The following is a 15,306-nucleotide window of genomic DNA, read 5'->3' on the forward strand; positions in this document are numbered from 1 at the left end:
GGCCCCGTCAGCCGAGCATTCCGAGCTCCTGAAGGCTCCGTGCGGTCTCCACGATCGTCTCTCGGACCGGCCGCGGGCGGAGGCCGAGTTCCGTCTTGGCCCGCTCGTTGTGGATCACCAGCGGCGGTAGCTCCTCTCCGGCTGCTTCGCGCGTCGGAACGAGCGCAGCGTCGCATCCGAGGCTCTCGCGGAGCGTCTCGGCGACCTCGAGGAAGGTCATGGTCGGCCCGTCGGCAAGTACCAGGTAGCGCTTGCCCGCTGCGCCCGGTTCGGCCATGGCCGCCCGATGCGCATCCGCCACGTCGCGGACGTCGGCGATGCCGAAGCGCTGGCGAGGCGTGAACGCCATGTGTCCGCCGAGCATGGCGGTGAACACCTGCAGGGACGATCGCGCCTTCGCCGTCAGCGTCGGACCGGCGATCCAGGTCGGATTGATCACCACAAGTTCAGTCTCCCCGCCCTCGCGCTCGATGAAGTCCCAGGCCGCACGTTCCGCGACGACCTTCGAGAGGGGGTACGCGGGCAGGCCGGGAGTGTCAGGATCCGTCCAGTCCTCCTCCGTGAAGTCGCGGACAGGCTTGGGCGAGTAGCCGACGGCAGCGAACGACGACGTCAGCACGACCCGACGCACACCCTCGTCGCGCGCAGCGCGGAGAACGCGAAGCGCCCCATCCCGCGCTGGCCGCACGACCTCGTCGGCATCATCCGTCTGGATCATGGGCGAAGCGAGATGATAGACGCCATCGACGCCCGACATCGCGTCCGCCCAGCCCGCGTCGTCGGTCAGTGATGCCACGGTCAGCTCGAGCTCGGTGTCGTCGGCGCCGCCGCGCCGCACGGCCGCTCGCAGCTCGGTCTCTGCGTCCAGCGAGCGGACTGTCGCGCGCACACGGACGCCCGATCGCAGAAGGTCGGATATCAGCCGGGTACCCAGATAGCCGGAGCCGCCCGTCACCAGAACCGCGCTCATCGCAGCACCGCCGCAAGCTTCGGGAGCACCTGTTGCACACGCGAGTTCGCTCGCATCTCGTCATCGGAGTCACCGACCGCGCGGGCGTCCCAGAGAGACGCCTTGGCGCGGAGGTACTCGAGATGCACCGTGAGCGTCTCCATCTCGGCCTCGATCCTGACGGCGTGCCTGAGGAGGAGATCCCGCTGCTCGGTCGCCGCGACCGAGCCACGCGCGCGATTGCTCTGGTACGTGCGCATGTCTTCGATCCCGACGCCCATCGCTCTCAGACACGCGAGCGCCTGGAGGTCGTCGACGTCGTGCTCTGTGTAGCGGCGGTGGCCGCTGCTGTCGTCGCGCGCGATCGGGCCGATCAACCCGACCTCTTCGTAGTACCGGAGAGTGGGCCCGCTCAGTCCGGTACGGCGCGACGCTTCTTGCATCGTCATTGTGCTCATGAAGGCATGGGACCACACCTCAAGCGCTTGAAGTCAAGGCGTTCCCGCCGCTTCACTGCGATCGACGAGGAGAACGAAGAGAGGCCGCCCCGAAGGACGGCCTCTCGCACTCGCATGAGCGACAACGGTTGGTGGAGATGGGGGGAATCGAACCCCCGTCCATCGCTGTGATACGGCGGCTTCTCCGGGCGCAGTCTGTGGAGACGTTCTGCTCGGCTCCGACTTTTAGCACAGACACATAAGTCGACGAGCCCAGTCTGGGAAGAGTCCCACGCACCGTCCAGACGCCGGTACGTAGCAAGATCCCTAGATGACGCCAGGGTCCGTGGCGGGATCACACACGGTCTGACGGACTATCGGGCTCGCTTAGGCAGCGAGGGCGAAGTCAGTGCGCTTGGATTCGGCACTTATTGGTTTACAGGGAGCGTTTACGAGATAACCCTGCATCCTCGGCCCGCTTCTCGGCGATTCGCAGGCGATGTCGAAACCGATCATCCCCGTGAACCCTTCGGTGAAGGAACCATTGTCGCTCTGTGGAGTTTTCACCTCGCGGGGCGAACCCGCGAGCATCACAGACTACAACGGATGCGACGGCACCGCCATTCCCACCAGCCTTCGCCACCGCGTCCGCGGATACGATCGAAGGATGACCGCTCCCCGCCGCCCTCCCCGCCCGCAGGTCACGCTCGAGGTCGTCCGGACGACGGCTCTCAGCCCCGGGATGGTACGCGTCACCCTCGGCGGCGACGGGTTCACGGCCTTCACCGACCGCGAGGAGACCGACAAGTACGTCAAGCTCCACATCCCGCCGGACGGGAGCACGCTCACCCCGCCGTACGACCTGGCCGAGCTGCGTGAGCGTCTTCCGTTCGACGAGTTGCCGAGCGTTCGCACGTACACCGTGCGCCGGGTGGACCACACCGCGCACACGCTCGACATCGACATCGTGACCCACGGCGACACGGGCGTCGCGGGACGATGGGCGACAACGGCGCGCCCCGGCGACCTGCTGACCTTCGCCGGACCCGGGGGCGGATACCGGCCGGATGTCGCCGCCGACCACCGGCTGCTCGTCGGCGACGAGTCCGCGCTCCCCGCGATCGCTGCGGCACTCGAGACGCTGCCCGAAGGGGTGCGCGCCACCGTCGTCGCCGAGGCGCGTTCCGCGGCCCACCACATCCCCCTGCCCGCATCCGCAGACGTCACCTGGGTCGACGAAGACCACGACGCGCCGGGCTCGCGACTCGTCGATGCCGTCGCAGGTGCTCCTTGGCCGTCCGGCCGTGTGCAGGTCTTCGCGCACGGAGAACGGGAGGCGATGAAGAGACTGCGCGCAGTCTTCGCAGAACGCGGCGTCGCGCGCCAGGACCTCTCGCTGTCCGCCTACTGGGCGTACGGGCGCAGCGAAGACACCTTCCAGGCCGAGAAACGACTCCCTGTCGGCCAGATCTTTCCCGACTGAACATCCGTAGGCTGTCGGGCATGAGCGAGGACGTCACGATCACGGTCCGCGGCTCCCACGAGGAGCGCATCTCCGCCGAGGAGGGTGTCGCCCGGATCGGCGTGCGCGTCGAGCATCCCGACCGCGGCGAGGCGATGGCCCGACTCGCGGCATCCGGCCAGCGGCTGCGCGACCAGCTCGACGCACGAGCGGACTCCGGCGGGCTCGTGTCCTGGACCAGCTCCGCACTCACGTCTTGACGGATCGCCCGTGGGGACCCGACGGCAGCCGCCTCGACCCCGTCCACCACGCCTCACTGGAGTTCCGGGCCGTGTTCGACGACGCTGACATGCTGTCCGCGTGGATCGACACCGCCACCGCAGATCCCGCCGTCCAGTTGGACGGCGTCGATTGGCGGCTGCGCGAGGGCACCGATCGCGAAGCGCGTGATCGGGTCGCGCGTGCCGCAGTGGAGGATGCGGTCGCTCGTGCGCGCTCGTACGCCGCATCCCTCGGCCTGCACCACGTGACCGCCATCGAGGTCGCGGATGCGGGACTCCTGTCATCCGACTCGGCGACAGCGGGACCGATGATGATGAAGTCCGCGTCCGCGGACAGCGCGATCGTGGTCCGCCCGGACGAGGTCGTCGTCGCGGTCGGAGTCGAGGCCCGGTTCAGCGCTCGCTGAGTTGTTCTTCCGAGAGCGGGAGTCGCAGGGCGGCGAGGGTTCCGCCTCCCTCCCCCTCCGACAGCACGATCGCGCCGCCCATCGCGCCCGCCAGCGCCTGAGCCACCGACAGACCGATCCCCGAGCCCGGAACGCCGTCGCTCACGGCTTGCGGGCTGCGATAGAACCGTTCGAAGACGCGGGCCCTGTCCTGCTCGCTGATGCCAGGACCGTGGTCTTCGATCTCGACGAGCGCGGCGTGACCGATGGGCCCTGCCGTCACACGGATCGATCCCTGCTCGGGCGAAAACTTGATCGCGTTGGTCAACAGGTTCGTGACGATCTGTCCGACCTCGGCCTCGTTGGCTCGCACCGCCAGCGCGCGGCTCGGACCCATCGAATGATCACTCCCCGACGCGGTTGCGCAGGCGCATCGCGCGCTCGGCCTCGCGGGTGTCCTGTCGTTCTCGCAGGGTCTGACGCTTGTCGTACTCCCGCTTGCCCTTGGCGACGCCGAGTTCGATCTTCGCGCGCCCGTCGGAGAAGTACAGACGCAGGGGCACGAGCGTGTAGCCGCCGGCGGAGACGGCGTGCGACAGCTTCACGATCTCCTCCTTGTGCAGCAGGAGCTTGCGCGTGCGCTTGGCCGCATGATTGGTCCAGTGCCCCTGCGAGTACTCGGGGATGTGGACGGCGTCGAGGAACGCCTCGCCGCCCTGGATGTAGGCGTAGCCGTCGGTCAGGTTGGCCCGCCCCTGGCGCAGCGACTTCACCTCGGTGCCGGTCAGCACGAGGCCGGCCTCGTACGTCTTCTCGACGGTGTAGTCGTGGCGCGCGCGGCGGTTGGTCGCGACGACCTTCTCTCCGCGTTCCCTGGGCATGCTCTCTCCTTCGTGCGACCGCACGGCGCGCGGCAGCCCGTCAGTCTAGCAAGCCCGGCGCCCCTCGTATCAGGCGCGCAACCACCGACGTATCGCGAATCCGGCCGACAGCGCGGCGAGCAGGACACCGATGACGACGATGACCGGGATCACCAGCGCGAGGTCGGAGTACCCCACCCACGTCGTGACGAAGCCGATGCGCTCACGCAGATACCCGTTGATGCCGAACTCGACGGTCGCCCAGACTCCTACGCTCGCCAACGCCGAACCGATCAGCGCGGCGAACACGCCCTCCAGGATGAAGGGTGTCTGGATGAATCGGTTCGAAGCGCCCACGAGACGCATGATCCCGAGTTCCTTTCGCCGGGCGAACGCGGACAGCCGGATGGTGGTCGCGATCAGCAGCACGGCGGCGACGAGCATGAGACCGGCGATCCCGACCGCGATGTACGTCGCGATCGTGAGGGCGGAGAACAGCGGCTCGAGGTACTGCATCTGGTCCTTGACCTCCTCGACACCCTTCCTTCCGCCGAACGCCTCCGCGATCACATCCGATTGGCTCTGATCGTTGAGCTGGATGGAGAACGTCGCGGGCAGCTGGTCAGGCGTGACGATGTTCTTGTAGTCGTCGCCCAACTGCTGAATGGCCTTGTCGTAGACCTCGTCGTTCGTCTCGAACGTGTACTTCTTGATGAGCGGCGACAGCGCGGGGCCTTCGAGCTCCGCTCTCACCTGATCGATCTCGTCCTGGGTGGCGACGCCGTCGGAGCAGGTGCTCGCGGTCGACACGCTGGCACACATGTAGACCGCGACTTGGGCGCGATCCACCCAGAAGTCCTTCATCTTGCCGATCTGCATCTGCATGAGAACGGCTGCGCCCACGAAGGTGAGCGACACGAAGGTCACGAGCACGACGGAGATCACCATCGATGCGTTCCGGCGGAGGCCGCTGAGGGCCTCCCCCATGATCAGTCCGAATCTCATCGTGTGGGTCCTACCTCGTCGTCGGACGCGCCGAGGCCCAGGCGGTCAGCGAGTCCCAGTTCTGCGGGCAGGTCGGCGCCGGCGCGCTTCGCGCGCTCCTCCTCGGCCAGACGTGCCGCCAGTGCCTCCGCGGACTTCGCCTCGGCCACCGCCGCCGCGTGCGCCGGTTCGGTGCGGGCTGCCTGCTCGGTGGCTGCGACAGCCGCATCCAGCGTCAAGGGTGCGATCTGACCGGTCTCGGCGATCTCGCGATGCACGTCGAGGACGGCCGTGAGAGCGGCGACGGCCGCCGCGCCCTTCTCGACCTCCGGCGCGAGACGCGGGATGGCGGACGTGTCGCCGTAGCCGCCGTGTCGCTCATCGCGCACGATCTCGCCGCCGCGCAGCTCGATGACGCGGCGCTGCATCTGGTCGACGAATCCCGCCTCGTGCGTGGCCATGACCACCGTGGTGCCGCCGGCATTGATGCGCGCGAGCAGCTGCATGATGTCGACGGATGTGGCCGGGTCCAGGTTTCCGGTGGGCTCGTCGGCCAGGAGGATCTGCGGACGGTTGACCAGTGCGCGGGCGATCGCGACGCGCTGCTGCTCGCCACCGGAAAGCTCGTGCGGCAGTCGCTTCTCCTTGCCGTCGAGACCGACGAGCGCGAGCGCCTCGGGGACGGCCTGCTGGATGAACCCGCGGGACGACCCGATCACCTGCAGCGTGAACGCGACGTTCTGGAAGACCGTCTTGGTCGGCAGGAGCCGGAAGTCCTGGAAGACGGCGCCGATCTGACGGCGGAAGTAGGGGACCTTGCGGTTGGGCACCGAACGCAGGTCTCGACCGAGCACGACCACACGCCCCTCGCTGGGCGAGTCCTCGCGCAGGATGAGGCGCAGACAGGACGACTTGCCGGAGCCGGACGCCCCCACAAGAAAGACGAACTCTCCGCGTTGCACCTCGAAGTCCACGCTCTGCAGCGCAGGTCGGGAGGTGCCGCGATACCGCTTGGTGACGTTCTCGAACCGGATCATGGCTGTGACAGCCTAAGCGCGCTCGCTACGGATGCCCGGTGCGACACCCGGCGCGCCGGATCAGTCCTCGTCTTTGCGCTTGCGCCAGCGGATGCCGGCCGCGATGAAGCCGTCGAGGTCGCCGTCGAACACCGTGGCGGGGTTGCCCACCTCGTGTCCGGTGCGCAGGTCCTTCACCAGCTGCTGCCCGTAGAGGAAGTAGGAGCGCATTTGGTCGCCCCAACTCGCGGTGATGGTGCCGGCGAGTTCCTTCTTCTTCGCGGCCTCCTCTTCGCGCTGCAGCAGCATGAGGCGCGTCTGCAGCACGCGCATGGCGGCGGCACGGTTCTGGATCTGGGACTTCTCGTTCTGCATCGAGACCACGATGCCGGTGGGGATGTGCGTGATGCGCACCGCGGAGTCGGTCGTGTTGACCGACTGGCCGCCGGGACCCGACGAGCGGAAGACGTCGACGCGGATGTCGTTCTCGGGAACCTCGACCTCCTGCGCCTCCTCCATGACCGGGATGACCTCGACGGCGGCGAAGCTCGTCTGCCGCTTGTCGGCCGAGCCGAACGGGCTGATGCGGGCGAGGCGGTGGGTGCCGGCCTCGACCGAGAGGGTGCCGTAGGCGTACGGGGCGTCGACCTCGAAGGTCGCGGACTTGATGCCCGCACCCTCGGCGTAGGAGGTGTCCATGACCTTCACGGGGTACTTGTGACGCTCGGCCCAGCGCAGGTACATGCGCATGAGCATCTCGGCGAAGTCGGTGGCGTCGTCGCCGCCCGCACCGGAGCGGATCGTGACGACGGCCGACCGCGAGTCGTACTCGCCGTCGAGGAGGGTCTGCACCTCGAGCTGGCCGACGACGTCCTCGAGCTCGGCGATCTCGCGGCGAGCCTCTTCGGCGGAGTCCTCGTCGTCCATCTCGTTGGCGAGCTCGACGAGGACATCGAGGTCGTCGAGACGCTGCTCGACCTCGGTGACGCGCTTGAGCTCGGCCTGGCGGTGGCTGAGGGCGCTGGTGACCTTCTGCGCCTTCTCGACGTCGTCCCAGAGGTCGGGGGCGCCGGCCTCTTCGGAGAGCCGATCGATCTCGGCCCGGAGGGCGTCGACGTCGACGACGGCTTTGATGTCGCTGAAGGTGGAGCGGAGGGCCTGGATGTCGGCAGACGGATCGAATTCGAGCATGGCACTCCAGAGTATCGTGGATGCACGTGTCCGACCGCGTCAGCTCCGTGCTCTGGCGGTTCGCGCCGATGATCTACGGCCCCACGATCCTCTTCGCCCTCGGCGAGGGGGCCGTGATCCCCCTCATCCCGATCCTCGCGGCCGAGCGTGGAGCGGATGTGGCGGAGGCCGCGTTCATCGCCTCCTTCCTCGTCGTGGGTCAGCTCTGCGGCAACATCCCGGCGGGCTGGTCGGTGGCGCGACTCGGCGAGCGCCTCACGATGGCGATCGGCGGCGTCCTCGCCATCGCCGGTTCCGTGACGATGCTGCTCTCACCGAACACGGCTGTCCTCGCCGTCGCCGTGTTCGTGATCGGGTTCTGCGCGGCCGCGTTCGGCCTCGCCCGCCACTCGTTCATGACGACGCGGGTACCGATCGCGTTCCGGGCACGCGCCCTCTCGCTGCTGGGCGGCTCGTTCCGCTTCGGCACGTTCGTCGGCCCGTTCATCGCGGCCGGCCTTTTGTTCGCCGTCGGCGACGAGCTGTCCGCAGTCTGGTTCTTCATCGCCTGCCTCGTCGCCACCGTTCTGCTGGTGCTGCTGGGACCCGACCCGGAGAAGACCCCCGCGGCTCCCGACCGGGCGCCCGCATCCGAGGACGACAGCGGAGAACCGGTCACCGGTTCGATCCCCGTCGACGAGCGGGCGGGCGTGTTCCGCACGATGTGGCAGCACCGGCGGGTGCTCTCGCGTCTCGGAGTCGCCGCGGCATCCCTGTCGGCCGTTCGATCGGCGCGCCAGGTCGTGCTGCCGCTGTGGGGTCTCTCCCTGGGCCTCGACGCCCCCACCATCGCCCTCGTCGTCGGCGTCTCGGGGGCGATCGACTTCGCGCTCTTCTACGCGAGCGGACAGGTCATGGATCGCTTCGGCAGGCTCTGGGCTGCCCTTCCGGCGATGATCCTCATGGGCACCGGCTTCCTGGCCCTGTCGCTCACGCACGATCTCAGCTCGGCGAACATGTGGTTCGCGATGTTCGCCGCGGTGCTCGGCGTCGGAAACGGTCTCTCCAGCGGCATCCTGCTCACCCTCGGCGCGGACGTCGCGCCGAAGAGCGAGCCCGCCGCGTTCCTCGGCTCGTGGCGCACCCTGACCGATGCCGGCGGCGCCATCGCTCCGCTTCTGCTCACCGCCCTCACGGCTGTCGCGTCGCTGTCGGTGGCGACCGGCGCGATGGGCGTGGTGGGATTGCTGGGCGCGGCGGCCTTCATCAGGTGGGTGCCGCGCTTCGTTCCGCGACGACGCGAGGAGAGCTGATGGCACTGCAGAACTGGGCGGGCAACCTGACGTACACCGGCGAGCTCGTGTCGCCGACCACCCGCGAAGAGGCCGCACGCGTCGTGCGGGATGCGGATGCGGTGCGCGCACTCGGCACACGCCACTCGTTCTCGGCGATCGCCGACACCCCCGGCATCCTGCTGTCCACCGCGGCGCTGCGGGCAACGGTCGAGATCGATCGGGCAGCGCACATCGCGCGGGTCTCCGGCGGTCTGCGCTACGGCGACGTCGCCGAGCGTCTGCAGGCCGAGGGCTGGGCGCTCGCGAACCTCGCGTCCCTGCCGCACATCTCGGTCGCCGGCGCCATCGCGACCGGAACGCACGGGTCCGGCGACCGCAACCGGTCGCTCGCGGGCTCGGTCGCGGGCATCGAGCTGCTGATGGCCGACGGCACGATCCGGTGGTTCCGCCGCGGGGATCCGGACTTCGTCGGTGTCGTGGTGTCACTGGGCGCGCTCGGCGTGGTGCTCGACGTCGAGCTCGACATCGAGCCGACCTACGACATCGCGCAGACCGTCTACGAGCGCGTGCCCTGGGACGCTGCCCTGGAGGACCTCTCGGCGGTGACCTCGCTCGGTCACAGCGTGAGCCTGTTCAGCACCTGGACCGACCCCGATGTCGCGGACCAGCTCTGGCTCAAGGCACGCGTGGACGAGGCTCCGGCACCCGCGAACGTGCTCGGCTCCCTGCCCGCATCCGAGCCCCGTCATCCGCTGCCGGGTGTCTCCGCCGAGAACTGCACCGTGCAGGGAGGGGTCGCGGGTCCGTGGCTCGAGCGCCTGCCCCACTTCCGTCTCGGCTTCACCCCGTCGCAGGGCGACGAGCTGCAGAGCGAGTACTTCGTCGACCGCGGCGACGCCCCCGCGGCCATTCGGGCGCTGCGCGAGCTGTCGCCGCGGTTCGCCCCGCTGCTGCTCGTGAACGAAGTGCGCACCATCGCCGCCGACGACCTGTGGCTGAGCGGCGCCTACGGTCGCGAATCGGTCGGGCTGCACTTCACCTGGCGTCGCGATGAGGAGGGGGTGCGTGCCGTGCTGCCCCACATCGAAGACGCTCTCGCCCCGTACGCCGCCCGCCCGCACTGGGGCAAGGTGTTCACGATGGCGTCCGCCGACATCCGCGCGCGCTACCCGCGCTTCGACGACGCGGTCGCGCTGCGCGAACGGCTCGATCCGACCGGAACCTTCCGGAACGCGTTCCTGGCCGCGCTCGGACTTTGATCCCCTTTATGCACGGCTGACCGAGCGCGGCACGCCCCCGCATCCGGAGGACGATCGACGCAGGAGGCGGACGCGCCCACCACTCGCGCCCGATCGGACATGCTGACTATCGAACGCGCGCTCATCGACGTGCAGGCACCGGCCGCGCAGCACAAGGTGCACGGCCTGCGGCATCCCGGGCGCTTTCTCGCGTCGGGAATGATGGCGGGCGCGTACATCGGCGTCGGCGTGGTGCTGATGGTCAGCGCGGCGGGGCCACTGACCGCCGCCGGAAGCGGATGGGGCAAGTTCGTCAGCGGGCTCGTGTTCGGTGTGGCACTGACGCTCGTCGTTTTCGCGGGCGGAGAGCTCGTGACGTCATCGATGATGACGCTCGCGCAGGGCACGTACCTGCGCGCCATAAAGCCGGGCCCGGCGGTCGGAGCGCTGTTCGCCACGTTCGGCGCCAACCTCGCGGGCTCGATCGTGTTCGGCGTGCTGGTCGCGACGTCGGGGGTGCTGCACAGCAACGCGGCGGCGGGCACGATGCTCGCCGACATACTCGCCGCGAAGGCGCACGAGGGGCCGGTCGAGCTCTTCGTCCGAGGCGCACTGTGCAATCTGCTCGTCTGCCTGGCGATCTGGATGTGCGCGCGACTCAGCTCCGACGGTGCGAAGCTCGCCGTCATCTTCTGCGCGATCCTCGCCTTCATCACGTCCGGCTTCGAGCACGTCGTCGCGAACATGACCACGTACACGATCGGCCTTGCCACGGGCGTTCCGGATGCCACCTGGGGGCACTTCGGCACGAATCTGCTGTGGGTCGGACTCGGCAACCTCTTCGGCGGCGCCGTGCTCGTAGGTCTTGTGTACTGGTTCATCGGCGGATCCCCCGGCTCACCGAGGCCGCCGTCGCTCCGGAGCCCGCGCTCACCGAGCACTGAACGCGCGGCCGGGTCACACGGGCTCGGAGTGGGTGTGGATGCGGTCGCCGTCGCCGTGGAAGATACTGATGAGCTGCACGGGCTTGCCGCCCGCGGCCGACATCGCGTGGGGCGTGCGCGTATCGAACTCGGCCGCTTCCCCGCGCACGAGCACCAGGTCCTGCTCGCCGAGCCGCAGTCGTAGCCGCCCGGAGAGCACGTAGAACCAGGCGAAACCGTCGTGCACCCGTTGCTCGGGCTCCGGTCCCGGCAGATAGGTGATCTTGTAGGCGTTCGTCGGCGATCCTTCCGGTGCGAGCGGGAGCACGAGGTGGCCCTCCCGATGGATGAGGGCGCGCCGCACGCGGGGATCCTGGTCACGCGGCTGCAGCAGATCGTCGATGCGGATCCCCAGCTCGCGCACCAGCGGCAGCAACAGCTCGAGGCTCGCCTGACGCTTGCCCGACTCCAGCCGCGACAGGGTGCTCGAGGAGAGGCCCGCGCGCGCGGCGAGGTCATCGAGCGTCCACCCCTTCGCGCGTCGCACGGTACGCAGCCGCATCCCGAGATCGTCGAGCTCCGCACGGATGGAAGGGTTTGCCGTTTCCGCAAGATCGCTTGCCATAGTTGCAGAGTAGCCGTGTGATGGGCTCATGCAGAACTCCACGGACGTCCTCGTCGTCGGTGCCGGCCCAGCCGGTCTCTCCGCAGCCCTCATGCTCGTGCGCGCGCGTCGCGCCGTCACGGTCGTCGACTCCGGCTCCGGCCGCAACCGCTTCGCCGAGCATATGCACGGCGTGCTCGGGCACGAGGGGGTGGCTCCCGGTGAGCTGCGATCCCGCGGCCGTGCCGAGGTGGAGGCGTACGGCGGCCGTGTCGTGGAGGGCACGGTCTCGCACGTCGAGGCGGACGACCAGAGCGTGACGGTGACCCTCGACGACGGTTCCGTCGTGCACGCTCGCGCGCTCATCGTGGCGACGGGACTGAGCGACGAGCTTCCCGACATCCCCGGTCTCGCCGAGCGATGGGGCCGTACGGTGCTCCACTGCCCCTACTGCCACGGCTGGGAGGTGCGCGGGCAGACGATCGGCGTGCTGACGACGTCGCCGCTCGGTGCGCACCAAGCGCAGCTGCTGACGCAGTGGAGCGACGACGTGGTGGTCTTCGCCGCGGGCCTCGGCGAGCTCGATCCGCAACTCCGCCACCGCCTGCTCGCCCGCGGTGTGCGCCTGGTGAGCTCGCCGGTGATCGAGGTGCGCGGCGAGGGTGACCGGATCGAAGCGGTGCGAACCGCCGACGGGCGCGAGGTCGCCGTGTCGGCGATCTTCACCGCGGGTCGCCCTGTGCCGCACGACGGCTTCCTCGACGGTCTCGACCTCGTGCGCGCCGAGGGCCCCATGGGCACGATGATCCAGGTCGACCGGCTCGGACGCACGAGCCACCCGCGTATCTGGGCCGCCGGCAACGTCGTCGACCCGAGCGCGAACGTTCCCCTGTCGATGGGGACCGCATCCTTCGTCGGAGCGGGCGTCAATGCCGCGCTCGTCGAGGAAGACCTCGACCGCGCGGCCGCGCCGGCCGCCTACTGGGAGCGTCGATACGCGGGAGACGAGCGGATGTGGTCGGGACGCGTCAACCGCGCGATCGCCGACGTGGCGGCATCCCTGCCGTCGGGCACGGCGCTCGATCTCGGCTGCGGCGAGGGCGGCGATGCTCTGTGGCTCGCGGAGCAGGGCTGGGAGGTCACGGGGGTGGACATCAGCACCACGGCCATCGCTCGGGCCACCGCGGCGTCGGCGAGCGCCGACCTGGCCGGGCGCGCGCGGTTCGTGCGGGCGGAGCTTCCGGAGGGGATGCCGGAGGGCTCCTTCGATCTCGTGACCGCATCGTTCCTGCACTCCCCCGTGACGCTGGATCGCATCGCCATCCTGCGTGCCGCCGCGTCCCGCGTCGCGGTGGGCGGACACCTGCTCGTGGTCTCGCACACATCCGCTCCGCCGTGGTCGCACGCCGATGCGCAGCACACGGTCTTCCCCGCCCTGCACGAGGAGCTCGCCGCGCTGGCGCTGGATCCGTCCGCGTGGGAGACCGTCGTCGCCGAGACACGCCCGCGCCCGGCGACCGCCCCCGACGGCACCGAGTCCACGATCGACGACGGCGTGCTCCTCCTCCGGCGGCGATGAGCCCGGGCATGCCCGCCCGAGGGCCCTCCTCTCTCTCTCCCCCCCCCGCGAGACTGCATCTTTCGCACGAGATCACGGGTAATCACAGTGATCTCGTGCCGGATATGCAGTCTCGCGGGCGAGAGGCTCTGCGTCAGGACAGGCGGCGTTCGATCTCGCGCAGGACGCGACGCTGCTCGGGCGTGAACTGGATGCGGACGAGGTCGTCGACCAGATCCGCCCCCGACCCCAGGTCGACGGCGCCGCCCGCATCCGTCAGCTCGGCGACGACGGGAGCGAAGGCCGTGACCACGGTCTCGATGAACCCGTCGAACTCCGCGGACGGGGTGTCGGCGTCGAACTCGGCGAACCGTGCCGAGATCTCGGCGACGAGCGACGCGAGGGCGGGCGCGCTGAGGATCTCGTAGAGGCGCTCAAGCCGCGGCATGCCCTCGTCGCCGGCGAGGTGGGCGAGCAGCACGGACTGATCGCGGTCCATGCTCGCCAGGCCGGCGGGACCACCGGCCGCGGCGAGCACGGCGAGATGAGGAGCGAGTTCGGGCGGAACGTCGGGCGCCGCGTCGGTGGCGCGCAGCCGCGCGATGAGCGAGCGCTGCGCTCTGAGCCGATCGACCTGCGCCGCGAGCTCCGCGTCGAGGGTGTCGAGGAGGGCGCCCGGATCCGCCGCCTCGCCGTCGAGCAGAGCGGCCATCTCGTCGAGCGGGATGCCCACCGCCGCCAGCCGACGGATGCGGAGCACCCGCACCAGGTCGCTCACACGGTACTCGCGGTAGCCGTTGCTCCCGCGTTCGGGCTCGGGCAGGACGCCTTCCTGGTGGTAGTGCCGGAGGGCACGCACCGTGACGCCGGCGAGGCGGGCGAGTTCACCGCTGCGCACGGGGTCTCACCCCGCATCCGTGTCGGTCACGGCATCCAGGCTACGCAGTGATCTCGCGGTGAGCCCGACGACGAGCGCGATGAGCCACACGCTCGCGAGCAGCGCGGCAGCCATATCGACGCCCGCATATTCGGTGAGCACGGCGGCGAGCACGATCCCCACGGGCGGCGCCGCCGTCAGCACCGCGTTCTGCGTACCGAGGATGCGGCCGCGCAGGGCATCTGGGATTCGCTCGATCATGAGCACGCCGATCAGGCTGTTGAACACGCCCGCGGCAAGACCCAGGACCGCGGCGCCCGTGAGCACGACCCAGACCGACGGCAGGGCGCCGATCAGCGCAAACCCTGCCCCGCTCCCCAGGAGTCCCGTGAGGAACCACCCCCGACGAGACCCGCGCCGACCGACGAGGGCGTACATGGCCCCGACCAGCATGCCGGCGGCGAGCGCGGAGAGCACGAGGCCGAGGAGACCTGGCTCTCCCTCCAGGGTGAAGTACACCGGGAGAACGAGTGCCTGCATCGAGGCGAGCACGAAGACCGAGAGCAGGCTGAGCGAGGTCGTCGCGACGAGGAACCGACTGCCCGCGAGCACGCGCCACCCCTCTCGCACCTGCGCCCATCCGTTCCCGTGCGACGCCACTCTGTCTGAGATCGCACCGACACTCCGCGGCAGCAGCAGGGTCATGGTCGCGGCGGCGAAGGAAGTGGCCGCCGTCACCCACAGCACGCTGCTTCCGTCGAGCATCACCAGCAGCACGCCGGCGAGTGCGGGACCGAGCATGATCGCGATCGCTCCGAGCGCTTCCCGCGCGCCGATGAGCCGTTCGGCGCCCCACCGGCCGTGGCGGACGATCGCCGGAAGGAGCGTCTCGCGTGCCGTCATGCCGGGAACATCGCCGAGGGCACCGACGATCCCGAGGATCACGAACCACCCCAGGTTCAGCCCCCAGAGGAGGTCGACGACGGGGAGGGCCGCGACGGCGAGCGCCGAGATCACATCTGCGGCGATCGAGGCGGTGCGCCGGTTGACGCGGTCGATGATCACGCCTGCGAACAGTCCGGCGAGGATGGCGGGAACCGCCGTGGCTGCGGCGACGGCACCCGCGCCGAGGGCGCTGCCCGTCACCTGTAGAACGATGAGCGGCAGGGCGACGGCGGCGATCGAGTTCCCGAGCAGGGAGAGGAAAGTGGAGGCCAGGTAAGCAAGCGGAATGACGATCATGCACCCAGTCACAACTATGACGTT

At 69.5% G+C, this 15,306-nt stretch carries 16 protein-coding genes, 1 other RNA gene and 1 pseudogene; 7 read left to right on the top strand and 11 right to left on the bottom strand.

The genetic code is table 11. The features are described from left to right. Window positions 1-7: 7 nt before the first annotated feature. The 3 genes from AC1VNH_RS03920 to ssrA all read right to left on the bottom strand — a co-directional run bounded on the left by AC1VNH_RS03920 (window position 8) and on the right by ssrA (window position 1,906). The gene (locus AC1VNH_RS03920; RefSeq protein ID WP_483109997.1) at window positions 8-970 is read right to left on the bottom strand and encodes an NAD-dependent epimerase/dehydratase family protein; all 963 of its coding nucleotides are present in this window, start codon (window positions 968-970) and stop codon (window positions 8-10) included. Then, window positions 967-1,407: a MerR family transcriptional regulator gene (locus tag AC1VNH_RS03925; protein WP_483109999.1), complete on the bottom strand. Its 441-nt coding sequence runs from the start codon at window positions 1,405-1,407 to the stop codon at window positions 967-969. Before AC1VNH_RS03925 ends, AC1VNH_RS03920 begins: the two co-directional genes overlap by 4 nt. Before the next feature lie 129 nt (window positions 1,408-1,536). Then, window positions 1,537-1,906: a transfer-messenger RNA gene (ssrA, locus tag AC1VNH_RS03930) on the bottom strand. Window positions 1,907-2,053: 147 nt separating this feature from the next. Here ssrA and AC1VNH_RS03935 point away from each other — a divergent pair. From AC1VNH_RS03935 to AC1VNH_RS03945, 3 genes are read left to right on the top strand one after another with little or no spacing between them, the layout of a single operon-like run. Beyond that, complete coding sequence (locus AC1VNH_RS03935) at window positions 2,054-2,869, top strand: siderophore-interacting protein (protein ID WP_483110001.1); 816 nt, start codon at window positions 2,054-2,056, stop codon at window positions 2,867-2,869. Between the two features lie 20 nt (window positions 2,870-2,889). Continuing rightward, window positions 2,890-3,108 (top strand): SIMPL domain-containing protein, encoded by a 219-nt coding sequence (locus AC1VNH_RS03940; RefSeq protein WP_483110003.1) that lies wholly within the window; start codon window positions 2,890-2,892, stop codon window positions 3,106-3,108. Continuing rightward, entirely contained in the window at window positions 3,105-3,536 is a 432-nt protein-coding gene (locus tag AC1VNH_RS03945) for an SIMPL domain-containing protein (protein ID WP_483110005.1), read from the top strand. Before AC1VNH_RS03940 ends, AC1VNH_RS03945 begins: the two co-directional genes overlap by 4 nt. Here the strand turns inward: AC1VNH_RS03945 and AC1VNH_RS03950 are convergent. The 5 genes from AC1VNH_RS03950 to prfB all read right to left on the bottom strand — a co-directional run bounded on the left by AC1VNH_RS03950 (window position 3,523) and on the right by prfB (window position 7,566). Further along, window positions 3,523-3,912 carry a sensor histidine kinase gene (locus AC1VNH_RS03950; protein ID WP_483110007.1) on the bottom strand — a complete coding sequence of 130 codons (390 nt, stop codon included), beginning with the start codon at window positions 3,910-3,912 and terminating at the stop codon, window positions 3,523-3,525. The genes AC1VNH_RS03945 and AC1VNH_RS03950 overlap by 14 nt on opposite strands. Before the next feature lie 7 nt (window positions 3,913-3,919). Further along, window positions 3,920-4,396 carry an SsrA-binding protein SmpB gene (gene smpB / locus AC1VNH_RS03955; RefSeq protein ID WP_307324783.1) on the bottom strand — a complete coding sequence of 159 codons (477 nt, stop codon included), beginning with the start codon at window positions 4,394-4,396 and terminating at the stop codon, window positions 3,920-3,922. A 69-nt stretch (window positions 4,397-4,465) separates the two neighbouring features. Then, entirely contained in the window at window positions 4,466-5,380 is a 915-nt protein-coding gene (gene ftsX / locus AC1VNH_RS03960) for a permease-like cell division protein FtsX (RefSeq protein ID WP_483110009.1), read from the bottom strand. After that, on the bottom strand, window positions 5,377-6,396 hold the full coding sequence (gene ftsE, locus AC1VNH_RS03965) for a cell division ATP-binding protein FtsE (protein ID WP_483110011.1): 1,020 nt from the start codon (window positions 6,394-6,396) through the stop codon (window positions 5,377-5,379). The genes ftsX and ftsE overlap by 4 nt, the downstream gene beginning before the upstream one ends. 60 nt (window positions 6,397-6,456) lie before the next feature. Further along, window positions 6,457-7,566, bottom strand: coding sequence for a peptide chain release factor 2 (gene prfB / locus AC1VNH_RS03970; protein WP_234075202.1), 1,110 nt, complete (start codon window positions 7,564-7,566; stop codon window positions 6,457-6,459). 20 nt (window positions 7,567-7,586) lie between these two features. Between prfB and AC1VNH_RS03975 the strand changes: the two genes are divergently transcribed. The 3 genes and pseudogenes from AC1VNH_RS03975 to AC1VNH_RS03985 form a co-directional block, all read left to right on the top strand. Then, a complete protein-coding gene (locus tag AC1VNH_RS03975) occupies window positions 7,587-8,858 on the top strand; it encodes an MFS transporter (protein WP_483110014.1) in 1,272 nt (423 codons plus the stop codon). Beyond that, a complete protein-coding gene (locus AC1VNH_RS03980) occupies window positions 8,858-10,099 on the top strand; it encodes an FAD-binding protein (RefSeq protein WP_483110015.1) in 1,242 nt (413 codons plus the stop codon). The genes AC1VNH_RS03975 and AC1VNH_RS03980 overlap by 1 nt, the downstream gene beginning before the upstream one ends. Window positions 10,100-10,198: 99 nt before the next feature. Continuing rightward, window positions 10,199-10,945 (top strand): annotated as a pseudogene (locus AC1VNH_RS03985) (formate/nitrite transporter family protein); the annotation flags it as partial. A gap of 90 nt (window positions 10,946-11,035) precedes the next feature. Here the strand turns inward: AC1VNH_RS03985 and AC1VNH_RS03990 are convergent. Next, on the bottom strand, window positions 11,036-11,626 hold the full coding sequence (locus AC1VNH_RS03990) for a helix-turn-helix domain-containing protein (RefSeq protein ID WP_483110017.1): 591 nt from the start codon (window positions 11,624-11,626) through the stop codon (window positions 11,036-11,038). 28 nt (window positions 11,627-11,654) lie between these two features. Between AC1VNH_RS03990 and AC1VNH_RS03995 the strand changes: the two genes are divergently transcribed. Continuing rightward, window positions 11,655-13,184 carry an FAD-dependent oxidoreductase gene (locus AC1VNH_RS03995; protein WP_483110019.1) on the top strand — a complete coding sequence of 510 codons (1,530 nt, stop codon included), beginning with the start codon at window positions 11,655-11,657 and terminating at the stop codon, window positions 13,182-13,184. Window positions 13,185-13,317: 133 nt separating this feature from the next. Here the strand turns inward: AC1VNH_RS03995 and AC1VNH_RS04000 are convergent, their stop codons facing one another. Together AC1VNH_RS04000 and AC1VNH_RS04005 are read right to left on the bottom strand one after the other, a co-directional pair. Next, entirely contained in the window at window positions 13,318-14,061 is a 744-nt protein-coding gene (locus AC1VNH_RS04000; protein WP_483110021.1) for a MerR family transcriptional regulator, read from the bottom strand. Between the two features lie 6 nt (window positions 14,062-14,067). Beyond that, window positions 14,068-15,282 carry an MFS transporter gene (locus AC1VNH_RS04005; RefSeq protein ID WP_483110023.1) on the bottom strand — a complete coding sequence of 405 codons (1,215 nt, stop codon included), beginning with the start codon at window positions 15,280-15,282 and terminating at the stop codon, window positions 14,068-14,070. Window positions 15,283-15,306: the final 24 nt, after the last annotated feature.

This window comes from Microbacterium sp. KU4F, assembly GCF_056868075.1.